This window comes from Rhizobium sp. Root149 (assembly GCF_001427345.1).
GTDB classification, from domain to species: Bacteria; Pseudomonadota; Alphaproteobacteria; order Rhizobiales; family Rhizobiaceae; genus Neorhizobium; species Neorhizobium rhizoryzae.
Window position 1 is genome coordinate 99,199 of record NZ_LMGD01000021.1, and the last position, 22,590, is coordinate 121,788.

Annotated in this window: 34 protein-coding genes and 1 pseudogene; 3 read left to right on the forward strand and 32 right to left on the reverse strand. The window is 55.2% G+C overall.

The features are described 5' to 3' along the window. Nucleotides 1–12: 12 nt before the first annotated feature. The 8 genes from ASD54_RS15885 to ASD54_RS15915 all read right to left on the reverse strand — a co-directional run bounded on the left by ASD54_RS15885 (nucleotide 13) and on the right by ASD54_RS15915 (nucleotide 7,264). Nucleotides 13–1,302 carry a hypothetical protein gene (locus tag ASD54_RS15885; RefSeq protein ID WP_062555604.1) on the reverse strand — a complete coding sequence of 430 codons (1,290 nt, stop codon included), beginning with the start codon at nucleotides 1,300–1,302 and terminating at the stop codon, nucleotides 13–15. Between the two features lie 8 nt (nucleotides 1,303–1,310). After that, nucleotides 1,311–1,682, reverse strand: coding sequence for a hypothetical protein (locus tag ASD54_RS15890; protein ID WP_062555605.1), 372 nt, complete (start codon nucleotides 1,680–1,682; stop codon nucleotides 1,311–1,313). A 3-nt stretch (nucleotides 1,683–1,685) separates the two neighbouring features. Continuing rightward, nucleotides 1,686–4,019 carry a hypothetical protein gene (locus tag ASD54_RS15895; RefSeq protein WP_062555606.1) on the reverse strand — a complete coding sequence of 778 codons (2,334 nt, stop codon included), beginning with the start codon at nucleotides 4,017–4,019 and terminating at the stop codon, nucleotides 1,686–1,688. Beyond that, nucleotides 4,010–4,357, reverse strand: a complete 348-nt coding sequence (locus ASD54_RS15900; RefSeq protein ID WP_062555607.1) for a hypothetical protein — start codon at nucleotides 4,355–4,357, stop codon at nucleotides 4,010–4,012. The genes ASD54_RS15895 and ASD54_RS15900 overlap by 10 nt, the downstream gene beginning before the upstream one ends. Before the next feature lie 304 nt (nucleotides 4,358–4,661). Next, nucleotides 4,662–4,835 (reverse strand): hypothetical protein, encoded by a 174-nt coding sequence (locus tag ASD54_RS26635; RefSeq protein WP_156379246.1) that lies wholly within the window; start codon nucleotides 4,833–4,835, stop codon nucleotides 4,662–4,664. Beyond that, nucleotides 4,820–5,188: a hypothetical protein gene (locus ASD54_RS15905; protein ID WP_156379247.1), complete on the reverse strand. Its 369-nt coding sequence runs from the start codon at nucleotides 5,186–5,188 to the stop codon at nucleotides 4,820–4,822. Before ASD54_RS15905 ends, ASD54_RS26635 begins: the two co-directional genes overlap by 16 nt. 23 nt (nucleotides 5,189–5,211) lie before the next feature. After that, nucleotides 5,212–6,945: a hypothetical protein gene (locus ASD54_RS15910; RefSeq protein ID WP_162249590.1), complete on the reverse strand. Its 1,734-nt coding sequence runs from the start codon at nucleotides 6,943–6,945 to the stop codon at nucleotides 5,212–5,214. Further along, complete coding sequence (locus ASD54_RS15915; RefSeq protein WP_062555610.1) at nucleotides 6,875–7,264, reverse strand: hypothetical protein; 390 nt, start codon at nucleotides 7,262–7,264, stop codon at nucleotides 6,875–6,877. Before ASD54_RS15915 ends, ASD54_RS15910 begins: the two co-directional genes overlap by 71 nt. A gap of 107 nt (nucleotides 7,265–7,371) precedes the next feature. Between ASD54_RS15915 and ASD54_RS26640 the strand changes: the two genes are divergently transcribed. Continuing rightward, on the forward strand, nucleotides 7,372–7,548 hold the full coding sequence (locus ASD54_RS26640) for a hypothetical protein (protein WP_156379248.1): 177 nt from the start codon (nucleotides 7,372–7,374) through the stop codon (nucleotides 7,546–7,548). A 20-nt stretch (nucleotides 7,549–7,568) separates the two neighbouring features. Here the strand turns inward: ASD54_RS26640 and ASD54_RS15920 are convergent, their stop codons facing one another. The 23 genes and pseudogenes from ASD54_RS15920 to ASD54_RS16025 form a co-directional block, all read right to left on the reverse strand. Next, nucleotides 7,569–7,898 (reverse strand): hypothetical protein, encoded by a 330-nt coding sequence (locus ASD54_RS15920; protein ID WP_062555611.1) that lies wholly within the window; start codon nucleotides 7,896–7,898, stop codon nucleotides 7,569–7,571. A gap of 432 nt (nucleotides 7,899–8,330) precedes the next feature. After that, the gene (locus tag ASD54_RS15930) at nucleotides 8,331–8,966 is read right to left on the reverse strand and encodes a hypothetical protein (protein ID WP_062555613.1); all 636 of its coding nucleotides are present in this window, start codon (nucleotides 8,964–8,966) and stop codon (nucleotides 8,331–8,333) included. 3 nt (nucleotides 8,967–8,969) lie between these two features. Then, nucleotides 8,970–9,530: a hypothetical protein gene (locus ASD54_RS15935; RefSeq protein ID WP_062555614.1), complete on the reverse strand. Its 561-nt coding sequence runs from the start codon at nucleotides 9,528–9,530 to the stop codon at nucleotides 8,970–8,972. Beyond that, on the reverse strand, nucleotides 9,527–9,985 hold the full coding sequence (locus ASD54_RS15940; RefSeq protein WP_062555615.1) for a hypothetical protein: 459 nt from the start codon (nucleotides 9,983–9,985) through the stop codon (nucleotides 9,527–9,529). The genes ASD54_RS15935 and ASD54_RS15940 overlap by 4 nt, the downstream gene beginning before the upstream one ends. Next, nucleotides 9,982–10,200 carry a hypothetical protein gene (locus ASD54_RS15945; RefSeq protein WP_156379249.1) on the reverse strand — a complete coding sequence of 73 codons (219 nt, stop codon included), beginning with the start codon at nucleotides 10,198–10,200 and terminating at the stop codon, nucleotides 9,982–9,984. The genes ASD54_RS15940 and ASD54_RS15945 overlap by 4 nt, the downstream gene beginning before the upstream one ends. Then, nucleotides 10,197–10,526 carry a hypothetical protein gene (locus ASD54_RS15950; protein WP_062555617.1) on the reverse strand — a complete coding sequence of 110 codons (330 nt, stop codon included), beginning with the start codon at nucleotides 10,524–10,526 and terminating at the stop codon, nucleotides 10,197–10,199. The genes ASD54_RS15945 and ASD54_RS15950 overlap by 4 nt, the downstream gene beginning before the upstream one ends. Beyond that, nucleotides 10,523–11,257 (reverse strand): helix-turn-helix domain-containing protein, encoded by a 735-nt coding sequence (locus tag ASD54_RS15955; RefSeq protein WP_062555618.1) that lies wholly within the window; start codon nucleotides 11,255–11,257, stop codon nucleotides 10,523–10,525. Before ASD54_RS15955 ends, ASD54_RS15950 begins: the two co-directional genes overlap by 4 nt. Then, on the reverse strand, nucleotides 11,254–11,997 hold the full coding sequence (locus ASD54_RS26645; protein WP_156379250.1) for a hypothetical protein: 744 nt from the start codon (nucleotides 11,995–11,997) through the stop codon (nucleotides 11,254–11,256). The genes ASD54_RS15955 and ASD54_RS26645 overlap by 4 nt, the downstream gene beginning before the upstream one ends. Then, nucleotides 11,994–12,326, reverse strand: a complete 333-nt coding sequence (locus ASD54_RS15960; protein ID WP_156379251.1) for a hypothetical protein — start codon at nucleotides 12,324–12,326, stop codon at nucleotides 11,994–11,996. The genes ASD54_RS26645 and ASD54_RS15960 overlap by 4 nt, the downstream gene beginning before the upstream one ends. Beyond that, a complete protein-coding gene (locus tag ASD54_RS15965) occupies nucleotides 12,326–13,777 on the reverse strand; it encodes a DnaB-like helicase C-terminal domain-containing protein (protein WP_062555620.1) in 1,452 nt (483 codons plus the stop codon). Before ASD54_RS15965 ends, ASD54_RS15960 begins: the two co-directional genes overlap by 1 nt. Beyond that, nucleotides 13,774–14,769, reverse strand: coding sequence for a DNA methyltransferase (locus ASD54_RS15970; protein WP_062555621.1), 996 nt, complete (start codon nucleotides 14,767–14,769; stop codon nucleotides 13,774–13,776). Before ASD54_RS15970 ends, ASD54_RS15965 begins: the two co-directional genes overlap by 4 nt. Then, a complete protein-coding gene (locus tag ASD54_RS15975; RefSeq protein ID WP_062555622.1) occupies nucleotides 14,766–16,157 on the reverse strand; it encodes a hypothetical protein in 1,392 nt (463 codons plus the stop codon). The genes ASD54_RS15970 and ASD54_RS15975 overlap by 4 nt, the downstream gene beginning before the upstream one ends. Continuing rightward, nucleotides 16,154–16,786: a hypothetical protein gene (locus ASD54_RS15980; RefSeq protein WP_062555623.1), complete on the reverse strand. Its 633-nt coding sequence runs from the start codon at nucleotides 16,784–16,786 to the stop codon at nucleotides 16,154–16,156. Before ASD54_RS15980 ends, ASD54_RS15975 begins: the two co-directional genes overlap by 4 nt. Continuing rightward, nucleotides 16,783–17,133, reverse strand: a complete 351-nt coding sequence (locus tag ASD54_RS15985) for a hypothetical protein (RefSeq protein WP_156379252.1) — start codon at nucleotides 17,131–17,133, stop codon at nucleotides 16,783–16,785. The genes ASD54_RS15980 and ASD54_RS15985 overlap by 4 nt, the downstream gene beginning before the upstream one ends. Before the next feature lie 106 nt (nucleotides 17,134–17,239). Next, nucleotides 17,240–17,788, reverse strand: coding sequence for a hypothetical protein (locus ASD54_RS15990; protein ID WP_062555625.1), 549 nt, complete (start codon nucleotides 17,786–17,788; stop codon nucleotides 17,240–17,242). Continuing rightward, complete coding sequence (locus ASD54_RS15995; RefSeq protein WP_062555626.1) at nucleotides 17,785–18,192, reverse strand: hypothetical protein; 408 nt, start codon at nucleotides 18,190–18,192, stop codon at nucleotides 17,785–17,787. Before ASD54_RS15995 ends, ASD54_RS15990 begins: the two co-directional genes overlap by 4 nt. A gap of 285 nt (nucleotides 18,193–18,477) precedes the next feature. Next, the gene (locus tag ASD54_RS26650; protein WP_156379253.1) at nucleotides 18,478–18,642 is read right to left on the reverse strand and encodes a hypothetical protein; all 165 of its coding nucleotides are present in this window, start codon (nucleotides 18,640–18,642) and stop codon (nucleotides 18,478–18,480) included. A 130-nt stretch (nucleotides 18,643–18,772) separates the two neighbouring features. Then, nucleotides 18,773–19,090 (reverse strand): hypothetical protein, encoded by a 318-nt coding sequence (locus ASD54_RS16000; protein ID WP_062555627.1) that lies wholly within the window; start codon nucleotides 19,088–19,090, stop codon nucleotides 18,773–18,775. 8 nt (nucleotides 19,091–19,098) lie between these two features. Further along, nucleotides 19,099–19,314 (reverse strand): annotated as a pseudogene (locus ASD54_RS16005) (repressor LexA); the annotation flags it as partial. Next, nucleotides 19,311–19,622, reverse strand: coding sequence for a hypothetical protein (locus tag ASD54_RS16010; protein ID WP_062555629.1), 312 nt, complete (start codon nucleotides 19,620–19,622; stop codon nucleotides 19,311–19,313). The gene ASD54_RS16010 and the pseudogene ASD54_RS16005, both read right to left, overlap by 4 nt. Then, nucleotides 19,622–19,972 carry a hypothetical protein gene (locus tag ASD54_RS16015; protein WP_062555630.1) on the reverse strand — a complete coding sequence of 117 codons (351 nt, stop codon included), beginning with the start codon at nucleotides 19,970–19,972 and terminating at the stop codon, nucleotides 19,622–19,624. The genes ASD54_RS16010 and ASD54_RS16015 overlap by 1 nt, the downstream gene beginning before the upstream one ends. A gap of 35 nt (nucleotides 19,973–20,007) precedes the next feature. After that, nucleotides 20,008–20,331 carry a hypothetical protein gene (locus ASD54_RS16020; RefSeq protein WP_062555631.1) on the reverse strand — a complete coding sequence of 108 codons (324 nt, stop codon included), beginning with the start codon at nucleotides 20,329–20,331 and terminating at the stop codon, nucleotides 20,008–20,010. Continuing rightward, complete coding sequence (locus tag ASD54_RS16025; RefSeq protein WP_062555632.1) at nucleotides 20,328–20,546, reverse strand: helix-turn-helix transcriptional regulator; 219 nt, start codon at nucleotides 20,544–20,546, stop codon at nucleotides 20,328–20,330. The genes ASD54_RS16020 and ASD54_RS16025 overlap by 4 nt, the downstream gene beginning before the upstream one ends. A 94-nt stretch (nucleotides 20,547–20,640) precedes the next feature. On the opposite strand from ASD54_RS16025, the gene ASD54_RS16030 reads away from it, so the two are divergent. Beyond that, entirely contained in the window at nucleotides 20,641–21,282 is a 642-nt protein-coding gene (locus ASD54_RS16030) for an XRE family transcriptional regulator (RefSeq protein ID WP_062555633.1), read from the forward strand. Here ASD54_RS16030 and ASD54_RS16035 read toward each other — a convergent pair. Continuing rightward, on the reverse strand, nucleotides 21,279–22,115 hold the full coding sequence (locus tag ASD54_RS16035; protein WP_156379255.1) for a hypothetical protein: 837 nt from the start codon (nucleotides 22,113–22,115) through the stop codon (nucleotides 21,279–21,281). The two genes, ASD54_RS16030 and ASD54_RS16035, sit on opposite strands and share 4 nt — an antisense overlap. 179 nt (nucleotides 22,116–22,294) lie before the next feature. Here ASD54_RS16035 and ASD54_RS26655 point away from each other — a divergent pair, with 179 nt between their 5' ends. Continuing rightward, on the forward strand, nucleotides 22,295–22,540 hold the full coding sequence (locus ASD54_RS26655) for a hypothetical protein (RefSeq protein WP_156379256.1): 246 nt from the start codon (nucleotides 22,295–22,297) through the stop codon (nucleotides 22,538–22,540). Nucleotides 22,541–22,590 lie beyond the last annotated feature (50 nt).

The window sequence follows — 22,590 nt, forward strand, 5'->3', positions numbered from 1 at the left end:
TCGCGTGTTGATTTACCGAGCTGAGACTGGCTGGCCTTGGCGGCGGAGGGCCTTTTCAGCTTGGATCGTGGCTTTCCTTCGCTCTTGTTCGGTTTGAGCAGGTGGTGCCGACCCCGGAATGGGACGAGGCACGCCAGCGCGAGGCGGTTGGTTCTGGATTTCGGCTTTCCGATCAGATCGATCGAGGCCGAGGTGAGGTCCGCTGTTCGCTTCTGTGCCGGGGTGTTGGCCTTGCGCTGCCGGTGGGGTGGTTCCGGCAATCTGGGACGTGATATGCTGATTTACGGCCTTGATGAGTGCGGAAGGCCGTGGGACAGGATAGGACTTGATTGCCATATCCTTGTAGAGATTGGTGATCTGCTCTTTTGGAGCGCGACCGATGAACTCTGGAGTGATGCCGCGCTGAAGGAATGCGTTCTGCACTTCTTGCGGCTGCGCATTGAGGCAGTCTGCGATCATCTTGCGCATGCCAACATCAACCGCCTTTTCGAACATGCCGATGGCGAGAACATTCTGCTGGTACGCGGGATCGTTGACCGATTCATTCCACGCTGAATTGAAATCGTAGTCGTAGCCATTAGAGGCTTCTGCCACTCTGCTGCGCTGGATGGCTTCCTGAGCGGCAATGTCTGCCAATTCGTTCTGTGCTTCGACGGCTCTTGCGCGAGCGCCTTCAACGCCGAATTCAAGGTCTTCATAGGCCTTGTCGAGCTTTTCCTGCGCGATCTGGCGCGGTGTCTTTGGCGGTTCCTGCGTAACCGGTTCGGCCTGCTGCTGGACTGGCTGCTGCTGGATGACCGTCTGAGGCTGCTTCAGTTGCTCCTTGACCGAATTCAGTTCCTGTCCATAGGACCGAAGCGCGAGGATCTGCTGAGCATTGCGGTTCTTCTCAGCTTCCGACATGGCGCTGATATCGGACAGATCCCAGTCTTCAGCCAGGATGTTGTCGCGCTCCTTCACCGTCATGCGCTGTGTCTGCTTGCGGACCTTCAGATCCACATAGTCATCTTCAGACGGCGGTGCTGATGGCGCTACGTCGCGTTGGCGACCGAAACGCTCGTCTTCCGTGGCGAGTTCTTCATTCCGGTATGCGTTGCGGTTTTCAGCGATTTCCTGAAGACGCTGCGCACGCGGATCAACCGGACGGGCCGGTGCATCTTCCTGCTTTGGCGCCGATGGTGCCTGTTCAAGCTCCGGTGCGGAGCGAACCGTATCATCGGAGAACTGCTCGACCTTTCGATTTTCGGTGTTCAAATCGATGTGGTCATTGTCGAAGGACGGGGTGTTGTCCATTCCAGCCATTGGTTCAATTACCTTTCGAGGGTTGCGATGAATTCGCTGTCTTCTTCGGAGATGTCTTCGCCGTCACCTTCGTTGGCAATGACGGCTTCCGCTTGCGTGCGGTACTCCGAAATGATCGTCATCAGGTGGGCGTAGCGCCTCACCTCGTTCTGCAAGGAAGCCACAACTCGGGCGTCCGATGGGTTCGCGTAAACCAGATCCTGCATCGCCTGCTGGGCTGTCCCGCGAAACTCAAGCAGCATCCGGGTGAATGGACCACGCGAACGCAAATCGCCGCGTATGGCCTCCCACGCCTGAACCACATCCATCGTGGCGGCATAGGTATCGTCCCGCTGCGCTATGTCTGCTAGCGCACGGTCTTCAAAGAGCTGATCAATCATGGATTACCGGAACGGCCTTGGCATTGGAGGAAGGTCTGGCAGAGTGGGAATGCGTGGCAGAGGGACCATGTCCTTCCACAACTCGTAGCTCTGCTGGTTGGCCTGCAACTGGGTCTCGTGATCTGCCTTGAAGGCTTCCATCTGGAAATCACCGCCGAGCTTCATGCGCTCCAGGCCAACCTTGAACATACGGTCACGGTCCTTGTCGGCCATGTCCATCTGCTTCATGACGACTTTCGTCTGTTCGCCGGACTTGAGCTTTTCATTTTCGGACTGCAATTCGCCCATCTTCTGCTGAGCGGCTTCCATGAGCTTCTTGACCTGTTCAGCCGGAAGCTGGTTCTTGCCGCCTTCTTTGAACTTGATGAAGCGATCGGCGCCATTGCGATAGCCAACCTTGCTGAAGACTTCGGAGGCGATTTCCTCGACATTGAGTTCGGCTGTGCCGTCCTGCATGGCCTTCGCCATGAACGGGCCGGTGATCTCCATCGCGGTCTTGAACCGAGCAAGCTGCATCATCGGGTCAGATGTGCCCGATCCAGCATTGATCGACACCGTGATCTGGCTTTCCAGCAGTTCGTCCGTGATCTGATCAATCCCGAACCGTTGCCACAGACGCGCCTTCTTGCCAGCAATCGCAAGGATCGTTGCATCATCTTCGTAATACTGCTCGAGCGCTACGAGCTGCGACAGTACCGGCTCCACCCATGTGTCGATGAACATGGCAAGCTTGAATTCCGATACCGCGTTGGCGTTCTGGCTGATAAGCGCCATGCCGCCGACAGTTTCGTTGAGCTGACGGTTTGTCTGTACCGAGCCCGCCGCGAAGATGCCGGCCAAATCATCGAAGTCCGTATTGAGATAGTTCATCTCCTGATAAGCGGACGGTGGCGGGCCTGGTGGACGGTCCCACATCACGTCGGTCTGATCACGCACCAAGATTAGGTTCTGGCTGTCCTGCCTCTGCACGGCCTTGTAGTCGATGTTCTTGCCCGCAACGACCTTGGCAGTGGGATAGATGCTCTTGCGCATCGCATCCATGCGCAGGTTGGTCAGCTCGTTCAGTTCTGCCTGCTGCTGCTGCCATGAGTGAACGTCTGACTCCGGGTAGAGCACGAACGGCTCGATCATATCCGTGCCGACATGGTACGGGCGCTGACCACGGAATGCTGGGTAAACCTGTGAGACCGGAACCGGATCGGATAGCAGCACCAGATCCTTTAGAGACCAGCAGTGGTAGTCGATGCCCTGCACGGTGAAGAAGTTTTCCCACACGTCCAGAACCGCGCCAGAGAGACGCCCTTGCCCGTTCAGAGACTTGCCAGAGGCCGCGCTTGATCCGCCCTGGCTATTCTTCGCCCCGTCGCCTTCGCGGGCCGTCTTGAGCCCGATAAGCTCGTTGTCGGAATAGAGCCCTTGCGAAAGCTGGTCTTCGTTGACCTCGCGCCATGGGGTTGAGGACTTGCCGCCCTCGCTGATCATGCCCATCAGATCGTCGTAGAACATTGGATGCTGGACGATCAGATCCGGTGAAGACTGGATAGGGTTGACCCACGATGCAGCCGGATTGATGAGGATCATTTCCAGCGGGAACAGCTCCACAACTGGACGGTCTTCGATCACATCGACGACTTCATAGGCGACTTCGACGCGCTCAGTGAATGGCTGCTGGGTCCTGAAGTCGATGACCGGCGTTCCGTCACCAGACAAAACAGGGCGCACTTCTTCTCGGTATTCCGTGCGCGTGGTGGCCTTGTAGCTCCAGTAAGCCTTCGATGCGCACCGGCCCATGACCTGCGCCTGCTGGCGAGCCCCAAGCACGATATGACGCCATGGAACGCCAGACCGGCGCGTCTTGTTGTTCAGGCGATGGTTCAGAAGCTCCTTGATGAGCGCAGCATTGGCACGCTGGACCTGATCGCTATCGTCTGATGCTTCCGTAGCAATGACATCGGCAGACGAGAACAAGGCGACCGAGCAAGCCATGAGGGACTTGAACACGGCGCTGCGGGTCTTCGGCTTGAAGTATTTCGAACGGTTCTTGTACTGCGGCTTGAGGTACTTCGAGCGGTCATGATGCGCCGATCGATAGGCCGCTTCGCTCTCTTCCCATTCACGAAGGGCGGCAACCTGCTGGTAGTTGCGTGCACGACGCTTGGCTTGCCCGATGTAGGACAGGATCTCGCGATCGGTGAAGACGGCAGAATCCTCGATATCGAACTCTTCGCCCTCGCCTTCCACGAGCGGCTTGCTCATGTCGGCATCAGCCTTCTGACGGGCGTTATGGTCCGGCGAAAGCGTCGGCTCTGTCGGATCGCGATTTTCGATCAACGGCATTTAAACGCCTCTTTCGCTGTTGCCTGGGCATCGTCGTACTGCTGGTAGGATTCCAGCGCCTTGCGTGGCAGGTTGGCCCGCTCCAGCACTTCACCTGCCAGACGCTTCAATTCCGCTTCCACGTTGTCACAGGTGCCGGGAATGAACATGCTCGCCTTGTTGGACGCCATCAGAGGGTGGTTGATCTGATAGGAGCGGTCGAACAGGCTGAACTCTACCGAGAACAAGTGCCCCGGATACTCCTTCCAGATCACGTCTCGGGCCCACGCCTCGATATGGGCCTTGAGCTTTGCAGCAGCACGAGCCGCGTGAACGTGAGGGGGGAGGATCAGGCTCATTCATTCACTCTCGCTGTTACCGGCAATTCACCGCCGCATATTTCACTCATCTCTTCTTGGAATGCGTCGACTATCGGTGACAGGTCGGAAACCTTTTCATAGTCGCCGGATTTGGTAGAAATCACAGCCCCACGAGCGGATGACGAACCACAGCTTACAACGAAGTCAACATTCCGAATTGAAAACCTAGAGCATATGCACCCATCAAAATGTCCAAGGACTGAAGGGCCTACGTCACGAATGATCTGCGCAACGATGCTCGCTTCTGGCTGGCTTATTTCGATCGGGACACGGCTAGCTTTGCTCATTCATCACCTTGATAAACGTTGTCTCTGTGGTCGATGAACTCCCTGCCCTTGAACTCGTAGGCCGGCAGGTAATTGCGGTCGCGGATCCAATCCGGGTCAGCCTTCTTGCATTCCTGCTCAAGGCTCCATTCGGTGTTCTTGACTACCGTGGGCCTCAGGTTCTTAGACATGCCTCGTGCTCCCATCTCCAGAATGGAGTTTGATTATCGTCACTGCCTAAGTGATACTCACGCAGGATATACGTCGCTCCACCGGCGAACTGGCGGTCACCTGCTGCGCGACCCGAAGGGCGCTGCGCCAATTTCTTGCCGACCTGCTCAAGGAACTTATCGGGCCTATATATTTCATGAGGCGCATCCTTTACCCCATACTCACCCTTGAGCCATTCAATGAACTCTGCCGGGGTGGTGAATGAGACCCAATTCAACTGGTCGGCATTCCCGCCAAACGGCTTCGCGATGATGCCGCCGTTCGATGTAGGAGTGACCGAATACCCAAATTCGACAAATGCACTCTTGTCCAAGATCCACCTATTGTGTGTGTGGTTCATTCTTCGGTCAGCATTGCGTTGAGTGCTGCCACTTCGTTGTGTTCGGCCATTGATGCCGGGACCGTCGCGAGGTCGTAGATGCGCGATACCGCATCGCTCATGTCGTCGTGCACCGCGTTCGGGAAGTCCTTCAGCTCATCCATGAGGACCGCAGTCACATCATAGATCTGGCCGTTCTCATCACGCCTTTTGATGGGTTGCGCGTTACGCCAGCCTTCGCCGGTCTCTTCCATCCGCTTTTGCGCCGTGGTCTTGCCCATGACGCGCCGATAGGTGATCCCATGCTCTTCGCCGGTCCAGTAGCAGTCGCCGCCCTCTTCCTGACGGAACACGACACCTGGCAAGAAGAACCGAGCAGCCTTGAAATCAGGCTCCAGCCTTTGGATGCGATCCTCTTTCGCGTGCCCGCCTGACTTGGGCCAATTGATCTCGGCAATGGGGAAATGCGGGCCGTCTACTTCCTGCCTCTCCCTGATGTAGGAGAGATCGGACTGCATCCCGTATTTCTCATAACCGACATCGACCGATCGAACCCCCGGCATCCTTGACCACCGCTGCCATAGGGTGCGCAGGTTCTCCCAGCGTTGCGACAGGCTCATGCGGTGGCAGTAGCCATCCAGCAGGTACTTGTTCGCGTTGGCGTCGATCCCGATCACAGCCATAGCCGTTCGGTCAGACTTCGTGTTCGCCCCTTCTGACGGGTCAACGATGATCCCGATATTGAGCGTGCGAGGGCGTACCTCGTATGGGTAGAAGTGCTCTGTCGGGAACGCTGGGTTCTCGCTGGACCGCGGATCCTGCACATACTGAGACGAGAAGGTTTTCCCATCCCGCCGCAGGATATCGATCTGCTTTTCAGTGTGCTTCAGCTTCCACAGTGGGCCTGCTGGCAGACCATGCTCTATCGGGCGACCGTGGGTATAGTCTGCTGGGTACTTGGCATCTGCCTTGATCTCGACAGGCAGGATCAGGTGATCCCAGATCTCTCCAGATCCACCACGCAGCAGATACCCCGAGAAGTCATCCGAATGCAGCCGCTGCATAACCACGATGACAGGGACATCCTCATGGGCCAAACGGCTCTTGAATGTCGTGTGCCAGCGTTCATTGATGAACCGGCGCTGATCGTCATAGCTCGCATCATCAGGCTTGAGCGGGTCATCCACGACCAGTGCTCCCGTAAAACCTGCCTCTGCAAGGATACCCGCACGAAAGCCGGTGATCGGCATCCCAGCAGCAGCCGCACGAAGGTGGCCGCCTGCAGATGTCTTCCAAAGCCCCTTCGTCTTCGCATCGGCTCTCAGTGAGACTGCGAAATGATCCTGAAAGCTTGCCGAGTAGATCAGATCTCGAATACCGAGCGAGTTATCCAGTGCCAGCGTGTCGGCGTATGACACATGGATGAAGCGGGCCCGAGGATTCACCGCGAAACCGCGAGCGATGAACATCTTCACCGCAAGCTCTGTCTTGGAGTATCCAGGCGGAATATTGATGATAAGCCGTTTGATCTCGCCGGCAAACACCCGATCAATGGTCTGGCACACCACCTCATGGTGAGGGCCGAACTCGAAACGCTGTCCCTGCTGCTGTTCGAAGAAGTGAGCCGTGAATTCCTCATGGGATGAAAGGAGGCGCTTTCGTTCCTCTACCTTCTGTTCCTCACTCTTCCGGCTCGCCAGCTCCGCCCGTATCGCCATCAGCAAGGCCGATCTGGACAAGGGCGCGTTCAAGGATCTTCAACTCCTCTTCTTCCATGCCCTTCAGTCTGTCGAGGGCGACGGTTTGGATGGGGCCACCTGTCGGGCCGCTATGTTGCAGGGATTGCGGGGCCTTCCCATATGCCCGGTCGAGAAGAGAGTTTGCCGCAGCCACACGAGCGCTTTCACTCTCACCTTTCTGAGCAATATCGACCAGCGCAGAAAGGGCCGTAGAGGTATGCTCACGCGCCAACTCGCTTAGGCTAGCCTTGTGTACCTTCGTAGCTCTTGATTGCGCTCCTTGAGGCCGTCCGGCCCCTTCTCGCCTGCCCCCACGCTTTGACTTGCTCATTTGATTTCCGATTGATTTTTTACGGTGTCTTCAAGCCGGTGATCTAGCGAACTTTGCAGCCTTGAATTATGGTGCCACTTTAAGTGCAACATAATGTGAGACAAGAAATGGCTATCAAGATTGCAGAGGCCCCCAAGCCAACGGTTGGCGAGCGTTTGGCAAAGTCAACCAAACAAGCTGCTGTAGTCGCCAAAGAGCACGCCAGTAAGACAGGCAGGCCGAAGAGTGACAACGCGAAGGAGCGGACAACCCTCTATTTGGACAAGCGCATTCTCGAACACTAACCGAGGCCCTGAAACAGATATTAAGCCGCCTTCTTTTCCGTCGCGGCTTCTTTCCATTCGGAGAAACGCTGCATCCGATCCCGGATATCGCCTTCCCCATACTTCTTCACAAGCTGCTCAATGCGGCTCCAATACGGAGGCCTGTCAACCTTGCCCTCCATTCTGGAGTAATCAAGGCCCCTGAGAAAGCCGTAAGCGAGCAATGCAGCTCTGGCTTCACGCCTTACATCAAACTTTCGGTGCTCGTTCAGAGAGTGCCGCAGATCGCCTGAAACCTTCCGGGCTTCCTTGCGGATGATGTGAGCCTCAGCAGCGAGGCTTTTGATTTTGACTTTCAGATAAACTTTCATCGCTTCATTCCATCGTTTGACCTCTTGGTGGTTTGTCTGAGGTTTCCGATGGAGGGCCGGTAGAAAGCTACATCATGTCATTTGCTCCTAGTTAACTGGTAGCCTTGTCGGGATTTGAACCCGCTCCTGCAGTTTTAGAGACTGCTGCCTCAACCAACGAGGCTCCAAGGCCAATCTTTGCCCCATCGGGCGAATATTCGAGACGGAACCGATCCGGTTAACAACGCCGGTAGCTCCGTCTCTGGCACTAAACAGCAACGCTGATGCCCTTTTTGCAGGTTGGGCAACCGATCAGCATCCAACTGCCATCACGCTGATCAAAGGTTTCCTTTTGCGCTTCATGCCTCTGGAACTCGATAACGGTCCCGCACGATATACATTCTCCGATGTAGACCTTCGATTTTGGGTCTATGCCTTGCTTTATGATCTTCATCACGCAGCCTCGCTTTGCCGTCTTTTAGCGTCCCGCTCTCGGCGTTTCGCAAGGGCAAGCTCCTTGACGGAGATTCCTGCAATCTGTTGATCAAAGTAGCATGGCATCAGACCTTCTGTGTCTGTGTCGCGCCATGCCCTGATCTTATCCCTGTTATCCATGATTTTAGGGGTATCTGACAAGTCGCCATTCATATCGTTTTGGTTATGCAAACACCGTTTGCTTTCAATTTGGTTATGAATCACGCGGATTGCCCGCTTTGCTCGCCATTCAGCCGTTGCCGGATGGATATGTTCGACGGTCTTTGACCACTTCGACAGTGGCATTCCACCGGCTTGCGCGGTTGCCCATGCCCATAACGACCGGCGCTGGCTTTCGTTCTCACAAAGCTTGATCGCTTCCATGGCGGCTTCCCAAATACCGATCTGATTCTTTGTCAGGCGAGTGGATCTGGCATCGAAGAACTCTGCTCGCTCTTCAAGGTATCGTTCGGCGCCCCACCCGTTCTGATCGGCTGTGTCGTGGACATATGGGAGGCTCATGGCCTTGAGGGCTTTCGGCTTGGCCGTCTGGGGCAGGCGTCGATCCACCTCCACGGCCTGAATGAATAGCTCCATGATCTGCTCTTGGGTCATTTCCTATCCCTTTCCAAGCAATGAAAGTGCCACAAACAAGACTGCGAATACCGCCGCAAACTTCACTAACTGCCCGTGCGTTGCCCAGAAAATTTCTAAGTTGCTAGGTTGGCTCACTGGTACATAGGGCTGCTTAGGGGAGGAATGGTCAGCATTGGCCTGCAAAGATTCGAGCTCCTTCTCAAGATCGCTGATCTCGCGCTGGATGGCGTCACACTCAATGGCGTAATTGTGTTGAGACGCTTGCCTGACAAACTCTAGAGTCTTTACGTCGAGAAGGATCTTCTCGTCTGACCACGAACATAGTGCCCAGAGAGAGTCGACGTCTTTTTCAAGTGGGCGGCTGCTCACATATCGTGCAGCAGCAGAAGGTGTTTTTGGCGCCCTATCATACCTACTGAAACGGCTCCTAAGCTCCGATGATGTTTCTTGAAGTCGATAAAGGCGACCAGCGTGCTCCGCCAGATTTTCGTTGTGTGCGCTCAATCGACGTCTGATTTCATCAGCCTTAATCCACGCAAAGGCTTGTCCAACACGAATAGGCCCCTCGTTGTCCTCACTCATCCCCTCACCTTCCTGTCGTCAAGAATGTCCAGTTGCGGTGTCCCAAATTGCCGGACAATGCGTTCCCATAGAAGTCCTGCCAGCGCTGCACGCTTGTTTACCACGCCTTCTAGCCCGTCTGTGAACAGAAGCCTTATCGTTGCAATAGGGGTCTGGTCGAAGAAGGCGAACAGATCGCTGATCCTTGCCTCATACAAGGCGCTGTAGTGGCGTTTGAATGCCAAGACTACATCAGACACAGCCCCTATCGAAGTCTCGCACAGAGCCATGCGATTGTTTTCCGATTCCATGAGGATCATGATCACCATCCGGCCATGCTCCACGCCTCGCTTGCGAACAATCCGTTGAAGCGTGGCAGCCGATCGGGTTTGGCCAGGCTTGGGCATAACGTTCTTCTCAACGACTTCCACGCCAAACTCACTCAGGATTGCCAGTGCTTCGCGGTGATTGCTCATGGCCCGACCTCATCCCGATAACTATCCAGTGCAAGTTTCAGGCCTTCCAGCGCTGCATTGTACCCGTTGAGGTAATCCCCAGTGAGCTCTCTCAGTTCAGGATCTTTTGCGGCCATCTCCTTGGTCAGAGTCCATTCTTTGCCGCACCATTCCACAAACGATGACAGCTCTTCCGCTATTATGTCCGCCATTCGCTGTTCGATGGCTCTGCTCACCTCATCCACCCCTTCTGCTTCGCCCGTAGGACCGCCACACAGAGCGCTGTGGCTGCGTTGAAGCATTCCCCTTCAGTGTCGAGGATTCGCTTCTCTGGATGCGTTAAATGGGCCTTGCCTGCCTTGATCATCTTCCAGCTTCGGTCTGGGAATATCCGGCTGGCGAGATTGTCAGCAGCATCTAGGCTCCCGGTATAATAGGCTGGCAGCATGTTGCCCGATAAGCGTTCTGGCTCAAGGATCTCCGCAATGCGGCAATCCAGATCAAAGCTGGCGTGCTTTGCGGTCTCAAGCTGATTGATGAGCTGTGCAATGTCTTCGTTCATGGGAGCTTTCCCTGCTTTTCGAGACGGCTGTATTCATAGACGGTGCTGATATCGATGCCGAACCTTTTGGCTATGACCTTTGCGTGCTGGCCGCTGCGATATCGTCTGACGATCTCTCTCTTGACCTTTATCGGAATGCGCGAACCGCTGATTTTCTTCTGACGGACCAAGTACGGGCTGAAGGCAACCTTCTGCGCACCGCCGAAGTATCCAGACACAGTTGACCGATCGCGGTCCATCAGGGAAGCAAGCACTTTGTGCATGAGGTTTGGGAACCTGTAAGCCATGCTGCGAGCGATGGCGACACGGATCAGGACAATGCTCTTTTCCCGGCATTGAGACCTTACCTCGTCTCTGGATACACCGGCCAATATGCACAAACCTTGGAAGTGCTTTTCATGGTCATGCTCCAGCCCGAACACTGATCTCCAGGCAAGCCAAGCGTGGTAATGGGCGTCATGCGCCTTGTAGATGGCATATGATCGGACCACGGCAGATCGCTTAGGCTGGATCGGGGTATCACATGTAACTTGTTCGTCCCGCATCTGGGTTTGGCGAGGCTTTCTCACCAATACCTTTGCCTGATATGGTCTGAAATCGTCGCACGAGGTCTCTGAGCGCGTTTCTTGCGTCTGGCACTCTGTTATGCCGGAATTGAAGAGGACGCTTCTACGGGCTCGTATATCAGCCTTAAGTCTGTCCTCATAGGATATGCTGACGAGGGCGTTCATTGATCACCCTCTTGTTTCGGTTGAGGTGATGGGTGATCGTAAAGCGCAGTCACCCGAGGGTTTGGCGACTGGCCGCTTTGGAATATTCGGGCTTGGTGCTCATGCTCAAACACCTGCCATCGGGTAGAGCCGCTCGGCAGCGTCCATTCGACAAGCCAGCGCTTGGCCTTACAGCCACCCAAATTCGTTTGTGGCGATGGGGGCTTGATGCCCCCACCGTCATTCACTTCCCAATCGTCGCCGCTGTCTTCGCGGCACACATCGCGTTCGCCGCATTGCAAGCTGCTTGTGAAAACCGAACTGCGTCCTCCGATTTGTCGGCCCTCGCCGCCTTGTCGATTAAGGTTTCGATTTGCTTGCTCTTGTCTTCCATCGGTTTCTACCTCCGAATATGCCAGCGATGAGGAACCGGGAAGCAGCGTGCTGGCGGCACTGGTTCCCGGTATGGCTTTGGCGGTTAGAACGGATGGCGCTTCAGGGTAAGGCATCCAATGCGTCGGGCTTACCTCATGCTCGCGAAACTCAAATTGGCGTTGGTTGTAGCCCCCACCTTTGTAAAATATACCCGCCGCAAAATATTGGTCGTTGAAACGCATCCCGACGCTAACCGACTGATCATCCTCTGGCCCGTAGGCCAAAAGCATCCAAGATACGCCTTTGGCACCAACAAGGGCAGTTTCTATCGGTTGCCATCCACCCACATGTGTTTGGGGCGCGTGGTTTTGTTCATGTTCACTCATGCTTCACCTGCAATTCTTTGGACGTTGATCATTCGGCCCTTGGAGAACAGCTTGTCGGCTTGGCTCTTGGCGAGCGCCTTCTGTGTCGTCGGGGCCTCTATTGTTCCGATTGTGTCGCCATCCCGGCGCATGACTGCTTCTTCCCGCTTGTGCTTTTCGCGCCATGCAAACAGCTCAGCTATCAGCGGATTCTTGAACGTCTTTGGCGTTGGCTTGTTTGCCGCCGCATTCCACTCTGTCACGGTGAAATACTCTGTTCTCCAGCTTAGCCGGTATTCACCCACGTACCCGTACTCCGTGAGTTTTGCCCTTGCTTCTGACTGGTTCATCACAGAAGCCTTCCGTTTTGCTGCGCCTGCCTGGACTCGTATCGAGTGAAGCGCGGGATGAACTTCAGGATCTCCCGGATGCCGGAATCTCCGAACCTGACCTTGATCGCGCCGATCTCGGCAATGGAGTCGATCTCTTCCCCGTAATGGCCGAAGACTTTGTTGATCGTCTTCCAGTCGGAATCCCTGGCTGCTGTGGCTTCCCGATCGGCTTTGTACTTGGCTGGACGGTAGAGATAGATGATCCCGTCATAGTCAGCCTTTGCGCCCTCGCCGCCGTAGAGGTCGCGGGATATGGGGCGCGGGTTGTCTCTGATCGTTCCGGCTGTGTTGCGCTGGTTGAGGATCATGACGGCAGCGTGGGCCTCTTCCGCAAAGGCTTTCAGCTCGACGGTTACCTCTCCTGAAATCCGGTCTGGTGATAGCTTTGGATCGCGAGGCCGCACCTTGCCGATATGGTCGATCACGATGAATGGCGCTTTGCCATTGGCATGCTGCTTCACGAAGCGACGGGCATAGGCCAGAAGCTGCGTTACCCCTTCACGCTGGCACCGGATGATTTCCAGCGGCTGCCGATCGATCCATGTTGCGAACTTGATGCACTTTTCCCGCTCTGCATCCGTCATCTTTTCGAACGGTGCATTCTGCTGGGCAACGCTGATTCCGTGGACCTGAGAAATCATCTGGCGTACGCATTGGGACGCAGACTGATCGTAGGACAGGAACAGGACTGGATGCCCTTGTCTCACGGCATGGTAGATCAACTGCATTGTGAGGGAGCTTTTGCCTTCGCCTGATGAGGATAGCAGGCCGTAGAGGTTGCCAGCCTCGAACACGGGCTCCGATAGAACCTTGGCGATCTCTGGAAGGGCGATAGGAACACCGATCACACCGTCAGCTCGGGCCGACGCGTTGAATGACTGCATGTATGCGGATCCAGCAGATGTGCTGCTTTTCAGATCCTGCATGCGGGTCCGGCATTCACGAAGTCTTGTTTCCAACGCCTCGATTTCATCTGTAAGCGTCAGTAGGTTATGCCCTTCCTTCGCCATCTCGGCAGCGTAGGTTCCTTCGCGTTCCAAGGTGCGAGCCAAAGAGACCGATTTGATTGTCTGAACAGCTACATCTAAACCGGCTTTAGTGAGCCCGTTCGTCCCATTCAGCATCAGCCTGGTCAGATACTCTGCTGGAGTGAATGTTGCCCCTGACAGATGCTTCGGAATGAAGGGCTTCAGTGAAACTGCATTCGCATTCTGTCCGGCGCGGAACATCCTCGTTGCCTCAGCAAACAGGATACGGTGAAGCTCCTCTTCGAAGTCTTCCGGCTCCAACGAGCATTCCTTCAGCAGCTCGTTATCAGCAAGGATGCAAGAGAGGATTGTTTCAGCAGCGTTGAAGCCGTCTTCTTCGGTGATGCGGTCCATCAGGACGCGCTGAGAGCGCATGTTCATGCAACACCTGCCATTTCGAACAGGTCGCTGCTCTTTTCCGTCTTCAGAGAAGCTATGTTCTTGACTGCTTGGCGAAAATAGGACGGCTTCAACTCAAAGCCTATGCCCTTGCGTCCAAGCTTGACAGCGCTGTAAACCTCGCTGCCAATCCCGAGAAATGGGGTAAGAACTGTTTCGCCATGGGCAGACCAGAGATCCAGGCAGCGCTCAATAACGTCTAGCTGCAACGGGGAAATGTGCTGCTCATCTTTTTCGTCACGTCCGGCGCGATATTGCAGCGTATTTGTCTGGTTAATGTCCATCCATACTGGTGAGGCGTAACGCTGCCAGACCAAGATTGACCGCCATTGTTCAAACGGCCAAGCCGCGCGCCCTTCGCTTTCGACCTGCTGCCTGTGCCGATCGTATGCCTCTCGGCTGATGTCTAAGCTTTCGTCACCAGACCAACGTTCGAAACCACCCGATACCGGATCTTGGTTATCTCCTGGCTTGCGAAAGCTAACAACGTAATCAGCCAAGCCCATTCCGCTGATGGTGCTGTCTTTCGTAATCTGCTTGTGCAACAGCCGAATGGACTTCGTCCGCTGCTGTGCGATGACCGGATCTTTCCAGATGCAAACTTCAGAGTGAAAAATCCAACCTGCATCCTCGTATGCTCGAACGATCTCGCCGCGGAAGTCACGCATGCCAATGAAGCCATGACGGGTTTTGCTCGTTGGAAGCTGCATGCAATGCACAGAGTGAATGCGTCCTGGTCGCGTGACACGGAACAACTCGGAAATAAGGAACGCATAATGCTCCCAAAACTGCGGGCCTTCGTTGTTCGATATATCCCGGTCATAGTTGGAAAACTTGTATAAGCCCTCAAACGGTGGGGAATGGATGCCGAAGTGAACGCTTTCGCTCGGGATACCCCTGATAAGCTCGCATGCGTCTCCCTGGTAGATCGCATATTCCTTCGTAACGACCTGATTGACAGCATTGATTGTCATGCGGCGCACTCCCCTACCCATGCAGGAATTTTCATTGGAATTGTTGGATTGTAATCGGGCCTCTCGCGGACAGCCCCACGCACGGCAGCGCTTGATAGATCGGCCATATGCAAGACCATTGCAGCGGCCATGCGCTCGGCGTCGGCTTCCTTGCGCTTCAGATTGGCAACCGTGGCGCCTTCCATTTCGGACGCTATGAAATGCACATTGACTGGCTTAGTTTGTCCAAATCGCCAGAACCGGCGAACGGCCTGATAAACCTGCTCGAAGCTATCGTTGAGGCCGACAAAGCCAGTATCGGCGCAGTGCTGCCAATTCATCCCAAATCCGGCGATAGATGGTTTGGTGATCAGAATGCGCGTGCGGCCTTCTGAAAAATCGATTAGCTTGCGGCGCTTGTCGTCGTCTTTGTCTGAGCCTTGAAGATTGACTGCACCTGGCAACGCCTTGGCAAGAGCGTCGGCTTCACTGTTCAGATTGCACCACCACACGAAAGGCTTGTCAGATGGCGTAATAGACGCCGCTAGTGCAACGCGCTCTTCTACGCTGTCTCGGCGTGCCGCAATGCGTTCTTGCAGCGTGCGGGCTTCCATGGGGAAGAGAAGGCCAGTATCAAGGCTTGGCGCGTACTCAACCCCAACGGTGTGCTGGTGATATTTGAGCGGAGGCAAATCGTAGCCTGAATTGTCATAGCCAAGATCTGATGGCTTGCGCAGCATGACCGCCCATGAAGCCATCCATTTCCAAAACTCAATCTCTGCGTGACCCTTGAGGCGCCATTTCTGAGTATCGCCGCCGTCATGTGTGAAGAAGGTTGCCAGCATGTCAGTGTAAGACATGACGCCTAAGAACTCGGCATGATTACCAAGCTCCATGAAGTCGTTTGGCGCCGGGGTTGCTGTAGCAGCAAGCCGGAATGGCACCTTCGCGCATTCCTCAATCAGCTTCGCGCGATACTTGCCTTCTGTGTTTTTCAGAATTGAGCTTTCATCCAATACGGCGCCGCCGAATGAAGCGATGTCGAAATGCTCCATCTTCTGATAGTTGGTCACGCCGATGCCTTCAGACGGATCGTAGGCTACGAGCTGCGCCTTGATGCCGAACTTGACTGCCTCGCTGATATGCTGTTCTGCGACCGCTAATGGCGCAAAAATGATAACCGGCTTCCCTGTGAACTGTGCGACCTTCTCAGCCCATGACAGTTCAATCAGGGTCTTGCCTAAGCCAGTGCCGGCGAAGACAGCGGCGCGACCGCGGCGCAAGGCCCAACGTGTGATATCGTTTTGGTGCGGCTTCATGACAGGCCGAAGGCAAATGTCATCCATGATGCCCGTAGCAGGATCGATGATGCGCTTGCGCTCAAGGAAACTTTGATAAGCGTCCGTCATGCCGCCGCTCCACGTTCATTCCGGCCCTGCACGAGCGACATGAAGTTCTGGTGATACTGTTGATGGATGGGGTTTGCTGCTCTCCAGCAGATCGCCAACGCGCAAGCATCCGCGGCATTGTGGGCTAGAGATTTCGGCGTCGGCAGGACGATGCCCATATCCTCGCACGCCTTCACGCATGCGTCTTTCCAGAGATATTCGATCCGTTCCATCTTGCCGGTCTTCGGATCTGGCTTCTTCAGCTTGTGTGTTTTGAACGGCGGTTTGAAGCCTCTGCCGAAGAATGGAACGTGCCAGGATTGCGGCGCTATCCGCAGGACAGGAACACCATAGGCGCCGCCTAGAACGCCACAGAATGCGTTTGCTGCGCCCCAAGGGTAGATTACCCCGTCAAGGTTGTTCCCCATGCTGTTGAGGCTCTGCTGCTCGATGACGCAGATATCTGGCTTCCCACGTTCCTTGACGAGGTTGATCAGCTTGCGCTGCATCTGGACGCCGAACCAGTAATGGTCGCATTCGTCCGGCATGCGGAGGATGTCGCACCAGATAGAGGCATGGCTGCGATTGATTTGCCACTCAGCTATCCCGCTAGTCTTTGATGGGTCGAAACCCCAAATCTTGATACTCATACCGCACCTGCCACTGTTGGGATGATGCGATAGACAGACCCGCCGCGGCCTGCCCGCTTGGCTACGATTGTCCAGCCGAACTCTTCGATCTTCTGCCTGGCGTCTGCCATCGTTTGCTGGAATACGCTGCGGGGGTATTTCGGCTTGACCTTGCGGAAGCCGAAAAGAGCGGTCATAAGCTCTTCGCCGCCGACCGGCTGGCCGACCTTCTTCGTCAAAGCCTTGAGGATTGCCCGCTGCTGGAATGATCCGATCGAAGCAATCACCGCGTCTATTGCAGGAGCTTCACCGATAGTGTTGCCGCACGTTGGGCAGCAATATGTGATCCGTTGATGTGTTTGATTCATGATCCCACCTCGGAAGAGAAAAACTCCCGGCATTCGCGCCGGGATAGTTGCCGCGCTGCTTTCGAGACGGGCAATGGCAAGCCCAGCAGCGCGGTCAGGGAGAACATCAGTCGCCGTCGCTGAAGGGGTCATCGCCTTCAGGTGCTTGTTCTTCTTTGTTCATCGCGGCTTCGACGCGAGCCATAATGTCTGGAATGTCAGTGTCGTATTCGCGCTTTCCGGCATCGTAGGATTCGCGCCAGAGCTTGTCGTCAGAGCTTCCGGCGTCATAACCGGAGACTTTATCCAGACCGAGCAAACCCGCCTTGTAGCCCTTGGCCTGGATCATTTGTTCACGGTCAACCCGATCGCCTTGAGCAAGTAAATCGCCGCCACTTGTCGCCGGGATCAGGCCGAGCCATTCGAGATTCTCTCGATCGCTCTTGAGCCGATCGACCGGATTCTGGTCATCGTCACCGAAGTGAGCCTTCAAATAGTGGTCGAACTTCTGTGCAGTGAAAGACGAATCAGCTGCTTTCGCGATCTTCCGGTTTGCGGACTTTTCGGCAGCAGCTTCACGGCGCTTTGTTTCCGCCGACAGTTCTTTTCGGAAATGGTAGGCAAAGAGCTTCTGCCGGTCTCCATCTGATAGTTTGGTGTTACTGCCTACTGTCATGTTTCACCTCGTTGCCGTTCTTTGGCTGCCTGAATTTTCGCCATGAGAGCCGAAGCCTCATCAGCAAGATCTTGAAAAGCTTCATCGCCATACCTCGCTTGTTCCCTCGAAAGTTCGTCTTGGAGAGCCGCGATCTTTCGAGCGCAGAAATCCAGATATGCACCGCGGATTCCTTGGAATGCGTCGATCGTGAGAGCCTTCGCCCTGCCCGTCCGCAGGTGTGAAAGCTGCCAGAAATTGAGGCCGTACCGGCGAGCGATCCGCCTCATGGCATTGTCCAGATCGCCATTTCCTGACGTTTCCAGTTCCACCATTTTCCGCACGTATTCGCTTGCAACAGCCGTACTCATGACATCGCTTCCCTGTCCGTTCTCTTGTTGTTTGAGTAAGAAATTCTCTGACATCGTGTAAGCTTTCCTCGAAAACCTGACCTATTCTCTGATCATTGGTTTTGAGGGGTTTGAGAAAGGAGACCGGAGCCCCCTTCCTCAGTTTGTCTCGCCTCAATCCCGGTGCGCTGCCGCCAAGCTAAACAGCACCGGGGATGGCTATTCCTTGTTTAGAGACCGCACGAATGCGTTCAGCGTCTTGCCGAGGCTGATTGCCAGCTTGTGCTCAAGATCGCGCTGGTGAGGCTCTGTGTCGGTTTGTGAGGGTTTGTGTGCTGCTTGTACCATTGGTCAGGCCCTTCACATGTGATCGCTGAGATTGTCGTAGGCGTCTGCCTCATGCGTCCGGCGACGTGCCAAAAAGCCAACCAGCCAAACCAATCCGAGAAGAACCGTAGAACAGACAAAGGCCATAGCCATGACGAACAGCAGGAAACTGACCAGATCATTCAAGATCGCGCTCATGACCGTGCCACCTGTCGGCGCACCCAGCGCGTTGCGCCTTGGATTTCTTCGATCTGTTGCTGTGCTTCGGTATCAAGCGCAGCAGATGCGCCGTCGTTGGGCTCTACCGGCCCGCGGTGATGAGGCGTTCTCATGCTGGCACCTGTTCAGGTGTCTTGTTCAGCATGGCGCGGAAGATGGAGATATCGGTCTTGCGCTCGACTACGGGGCGGAACCAGCTGCGGTGGAAGCAATATTCGCCATATCCTTCAGCATAGTAACGCGGAGGGTTGACGATCTCTTCAAGCCGAAAATAGATCTCGCCGTTGGCTGGGTTCTTTTCAATTTGCCTGATCGTGTAGACCTGACCGAGCTCAGGAACCGTGTTGCAGCAGCAACTGAACTCAAGATGTCCCGATGGCCGAATGCAAACCACCTTCATTCCCACGGTAAAATTGCATGATGCCATCACACACCTCTGATGATTTCGATTGCACGGGCCCGGTGCGGAAGGCGGCGGATGCGTCCGCGCTCTTCAAGGGCTTTGAGAAGGCGATTGACGCCGGACTTGGATGCAAGGCCGAGAGCGTCTTTGATTTCGTCGTAGGAAGGACCGGCGCCGCCAGATTCGGTTATGAATGCCTGGATGAAGCGCAGCGTGTCCGCTTGCTGGTGAGTGAGACCGCCAGTCATGCCGCCTTCTCCAGCTGTTCCTTCAGCCATTCAGGTACAGGCAGATTTCTTGTCTCAAGCTCATTCAGTGCGATTTCTCTCGCTTCCTCATGCCGCGAAAAGGTCAGCGTATGCCACGACTGCATGACTGTTTGAGCGGCAAGGTAAGCTTCGATCTTTTCCCATACGCCTGTCCGCTTCAGTTCCTTGACGCGCTTTTCGCCAGCGCCTTTCGTCTTGAAGCCAAGGTCATGCTGGGCAACGAAGTCTGCGCCGATCTCATGGTAGGCAACGAGGTAGATATCCTTTTGGAGGTTCCACTTGCTCATCAAGCGTCCTCCTCAGCATGCGCGAGGATGGCGTCAGCAGCGTTGGCAGCGGCAAGCGTTGCGTCCAGCTCGGTAGCATCCGGCCAGTGCGCCCACGCAAGCGGCTGCTCGCCGTGGTTCAATCCAGACCAGCGCGCTTCAAGCGGTCGGCCATTGCCGGGGATCCAGTACGTGCGAACGACCTTCCCGCATTTCGTCAGTGCCAAAATGAACGTCGGGACGAATGTTGGAATCTCTTGGTCGACCGGCTTGCCCTTAACGAGCATGGTCCGCTTGTTAACTACCGTCTCGCCCTTCGGAGCGGCGGAAATGTCAGAGGACCATTTGATTGACTGGTAGATCGTGGTCACTGGAGTTTCCTCGCGTGATTGGGGGATGGAGAGGGTCATTTCCGTCCGGTCGCGTTCTTCGCGCCAAACTTCACGATGTTCGTGGGCGTGCCGTCATCTTCGGCAATCAGGCAGCCTTGAACGACCAAACCGCCGCGATTGTATTGGTCGAGAACTCGGTCATAGACCTTCTGAAGACTGGTGAACTGCTTCTCACTGATGCCGCCCTTCTGGAGGAAGAAGGTCATGACGCTGGCGACGAACACAACGCTCTTGTCGCTCTTGTTCATGACCCTGATCAGCCATGTGCATACGTCCTGAATGTCCGCATCTTGGCTTGGCGGATCGAACGTGAAGGTGTTGAGAACCGTTTTGGTCACGCCACTTCCTCCGGGATTGAAAAGAAAAGCGCATCATCCCAGACGATATCGGGGCGCTGTGAAGCTGCATTCCGTATCGCCTGCATCTCATCGAGAGATGGGGAAACGCCTTTCTCCCACCTGCAAACAGTCGCCTGCGCCACACCTGCAAGAGCCGCAAACTCTGCCTGCGTTACTTTGAAAACGTGCTTTCTGATGTGTTTGATGGTGCTCATGGATACGCATAATATGCGCAAACGGATTTATTGCAACGGATTTTTATCCGTGAACGCATTTTTCTTTCAGCGCGAGGCGAACTAGCGTCGGCTCATGGTCACGATCCCGGATAAAATTCGCGCAATCATGAAGGCTAGCGGCTGGAAACAGATGCAGCTCGCTGATCATTTAGGCGTTTCACAATCGACAGTTAACCGCTGGTTGGCAGGTGCAGAACCAGAAGGGCATCGTCGCGATGCGATCAATGATGCGTATGAGCGCCTTTCGGTTGATGGTCCGGCTTCCAACGATGGCGGGTGGTATCCAGTACCGATCATGGGATACGTTGGCGCAGGTGCAGAGATCATGCCTGAGTTTGAGCAGGTTCCCCCAGAAGGCCTTGACCAGGTGCACGTTCCATTCCCATTGCCGGACGACATGATGGCCTTGGAAATCAGGGGCGATTCGATGCTTCCGGTCTATAAGGATGGTCACGTCCTCGTCGTTTACAGAGACCAAAAAAAGCCTGTGGCCGCTTTCTTTGGTGAAGACGCTGCAGTTCGCACCAGTGACGGTCGGCGCTTTCTCAAAACAATCATGCGCGGGAGCCCGATCACTCTGATGTCCTTCAACGCTGCGCCGATCGAGAACGTTTCACTTGAGTGGGTTGGCGAGATTTTTGCTGTTATCCCTCGCGCGCAATTAAAAAAAACCGCAACGTCTGGCGGAATTCAAGGCAGCTTGAAACTTGATTAATCGCGCGCAGCGTAGAACTCAGTTGGTTCATGGGCTCCGCCCATACCCGCAAGGAACTTCGTCCCTTGACCCGAAGCACCGGCTTCGCCGGCGCCTTCTGAGTCATCTTCACCCTCATAGCCAAACAGCCACCTGCCGAGGTCTGGAGCGTTAAGATTGGCTTTTGAAGGGTCAAACTTGGGGAATGCTGGCGTCCCAGCCTTTGCGGTCGAGGTTCTGATAACCTCGTTCATTTGGCCTTCGGCGTACTCTTCAGCCTCAGACTTTGTGTCGAATCGCCCCAGCTCCATCGTCACGCCGTATGCCGTGATGCTAGCGCGCCATTTATCCCTTCCCCGCTCATAGCGAACTCGCGTCGAAACGCTGACGCTGAGAAATGAAGATGACGGTGAGGAATCCACTACTACGCTACGCGCGCGTACTCTATATGGCGGATGCTCATTTTCATTCATGGGCGCACCGGCATGGCGTGCCGGTTGGTCCCATTGCGTTTTACCGCTTTCCGTGCCGGTTGGTCCCATGGAGCGATGGCTCATAATGTTCTCTTTCGTGATGTTGAAATCTTGATCTAAAGCCAGGGTGATGAAGTCCGCCGCCCTTCCCTTCTTGGTCCAATTTTGACGACGATCGCGCCGGATCATCTGGAAGTGCTCAAGGCATGAAAGAGCGCTTCGCACAGACCGTTCCTTCAGATTCGCTTCACAGGCTATTGCCCCCTGCGTACTCGCGCAGACGTTTCCTTTTGCTAGCCGCGCAATCGCTAACAGAACTGCCGTGACAGTTCGGTCATCGACTGTTTGACGCTTCGCCCACTTCACTGCTGATGCGCTCATACCGAAATCCGCTGGCCTGTTTGGAGCGGTCAGATTATCCGCGATTATGCGCCACAGCAAACAAATTTATCCGTTTGCGCATTTTTCCTGTTGCGTACTTATCCGTTTGCGCATAATATCCTCCCCATCGAAGCGAACACAACGGCTCGCACAACGGATGGGGATCCACGATGGCAAGCATGGGTAACATCATATGGGCAGCAACGCCGGTTACTCGCCGAGGAACGCGCTATTACCCGCACAATTGGGGTTCCTATGGCGAGGCAATGTTTGCCGCTCTCGTAGCTCTTGAGGATGGCGATTATCGCTACTCATCGGGCGGATCTTACGACCCTTACCGTATATTCCCTCATCAAGTTGATGACGTTGTTTCAAGCCTTTCGAGGCCGCTCGATGTCGTCTTCCAGATTGGGCTCGCAGCCTGACCGGCTTAGACCCCGCTCGTAACGGAGCGGGTTGGTAAACCGATCAAGCG

Coding starts and splice junctions, on each gene's coding strand:
- ASD54_RS16035 (WP_156379255.1), bottom strand. CDS start 22,115: ATGAGCGCATCAGCAGTGAAGTGGGCGAAGCGTCAAACAGTCGATGAC.
- ASD54_RS15955 (WP_062555618.1), bottom strand. CDS start 11,257: ATGAACGCCCTCGTCAGCATATCCTATGAGGACAGACTTAAGGCTGAT.
- ASD54_RS26655 (WP_156379256.1), top strand. CDS start 22,295: ATGGGTAACATCATATGGGCAGCAACGCCGGTTACTCGCCGAGGAACG.
- ASD54_RS15985 (WP_156379252.1), bottom strand. CDS start 17,133: ATGAATCAAACACATCAACGGATCACATATTGCTGCCCAACGTGCGGC.
- ASD54_RS15895 (WP_062555606.1), bottom strand. CDS start 4,019: ATGCCGTTGATCGAAAATCGCGATCCGACAGAGCCGACGCTTTCGCCG.
- ASD54_RS16030 (WP_062555633.1), top strand. CDS start 20,641: ATGGTCACGATCCCGGATAAAATTCGCGCAATCATGAAGGCTAGCGGC.
- ASD54_RS15890 (WP_062555605.1), bottom strand. CDS start 1,682: ATGATTGATCAGCTCTTTGAAGACCGTGCGCTAGCAGACATAGCGCAG.
- ASD54_RS26640 (WP_156379248.1), top strand. CDS start 7,372: ATGGCTATCAAGATTGCAGAGGCCCCCAAGCCAACGGTTGGCGAGCGT.
- ASD54_RS15990 (WP_062555625.1), bottom strand. CDS start 17,788: ATGACAGTAGGCAGTAACACCAAACTATCAGATGGAGACCGGCAGAAG.
- ASD54_RS15885 (WP_062555604.1), bottom strand. CDS start 1,302: ATGGCTGGAATGGACAACACCCCGTCCTTCGACAATGACCACATCGAT.
- ASD54_RS15940 (WP_062555615.1), bottom strand. CDS start 9,985: ATGAGCAATCACCGCGAAGCACTGGCAATCCTGAGTGAGTTTGGCGTG.
- ASD54_RS15920 (WP_062555611.1), bottom strand. CDS start 7,898: ATGAAAGTTTATCTGAAAGTCAAAATCAAAAGCCTCGCTGCTGAGGCT.
- ASD54_RS15970 (WP_062555621.1), bottom strand. CDS start 14,769: ATGACAATCAATGCTGTCAATCAGGTCGTTACGAAGGAATATGCGATC.
- ASD54_RS15960 (WP_156379251.1), bottom strand. CDS start 12,326: ATGAACCAGTCAGAAGCAAGGGCAAAACTCACGGAGTACGGGTACGTG.
- ASD54_RS26650 (WP_156379253.1), bottom strand. CDS start 18,642: ATGAGCGCGATCTTGAATGATCTGGTCAGTTTCCTGCTGTTCGTCATG.
- ASD54_RS15965 (WP_062555620.1), bottom strand. CDS start 13,777: ATGAACATGCGCTCTCAGCGCGTCCTGATGGACCGCATCACCGAAGAA.
- ASD54_RS26635 (WP_156379246.1), bottom strand. CDS start 4,835: ATGTCTAAGAACCTGAGGCCCACGGTAGTCAAGAACACCGAATGGAGC.
- ASD54_RS16010 (WP_062555629.1), bottom strand. CDS start 19,622: ATGAGCAAGTGGAACCTCCAAAAGGATATCTACCTCGTTGCCTACCAT.
- ASD54_RS15915 (WP_062555610.1), bottom strand. CDS start 7,264: ATGAGCAAGTCAAAGCGTGGGGGCAGGCGAGAAGGGGCCGGACGGCCT.
- ASD54_RS26645 (WP_156379250.1), bottom strand. CDS start 11,997: ATGAGTGAACATGAACAAAACCACGCGCCCCAAACACATGTGGGTGGA.
- ASD54_RS15975 (WP_062555622.1), bottom strand. CDS start 16,157: ATGACGGACGCTTATCAAAGTTTCCTTGAGCGCAAGCGCATCATCGAT.
- ASD54_RS15935 (WP_062555614.1), bottom strand. CDS start 9,530: ATGAGTGAGGACAACGAGGGGCCTATTCGTGTTGGACAAGCCTTTGCG.
- ASD54_RS15950 (WP_062555617.1), bottom strand. CDS start 10,526: ATGAACGAAGACATTGCACAGCTCATCAATCAGCTTGAGACCGCAAAG.
- ASD54_RS16000 (WP_062555627.1), bottom strand. CDS start 19,090: ATGGCATCATGCAATTTTACCGTGGGAATGAAGGTGGTTTGCATTCGG.
- ASD54_RS15995 (WP_062555626.1), bottom strand. CDS start 18,192: ATGTCAGAGAATTTCTTACTCAAACAACAAGAGAACGGACAGGGAAGC.
- ASD54_RS16025 (WP_062555632.1), bottom strand. CDS start 20,546: ATGAGCACCATCAAACACATCAGAAAGCACGTTTTCAAAGTAACGCAG.
- ASD54_RS15900 (WP_062555607.1), bottom strand. CDS start 4,357: ATGAGCCTGATCCTCCCCCCTCACGTTCACGCGGCTCGTGCTGCTGCA.
- ASD54_RS15930 (WP_062555613.1), bottom strand. CDS start 8,966: ATGACCCAAGAGCAGATCATGGAGCTATTCATTCAGGCCGTGGAGGTG.
- ASD54_RS15980 (WP_062555623.1), bottom strand. CDS start 16,786: ATGAGTATCAAGATTTGGGGTTTCGACCCATCAAAGACTAGCGGGATA.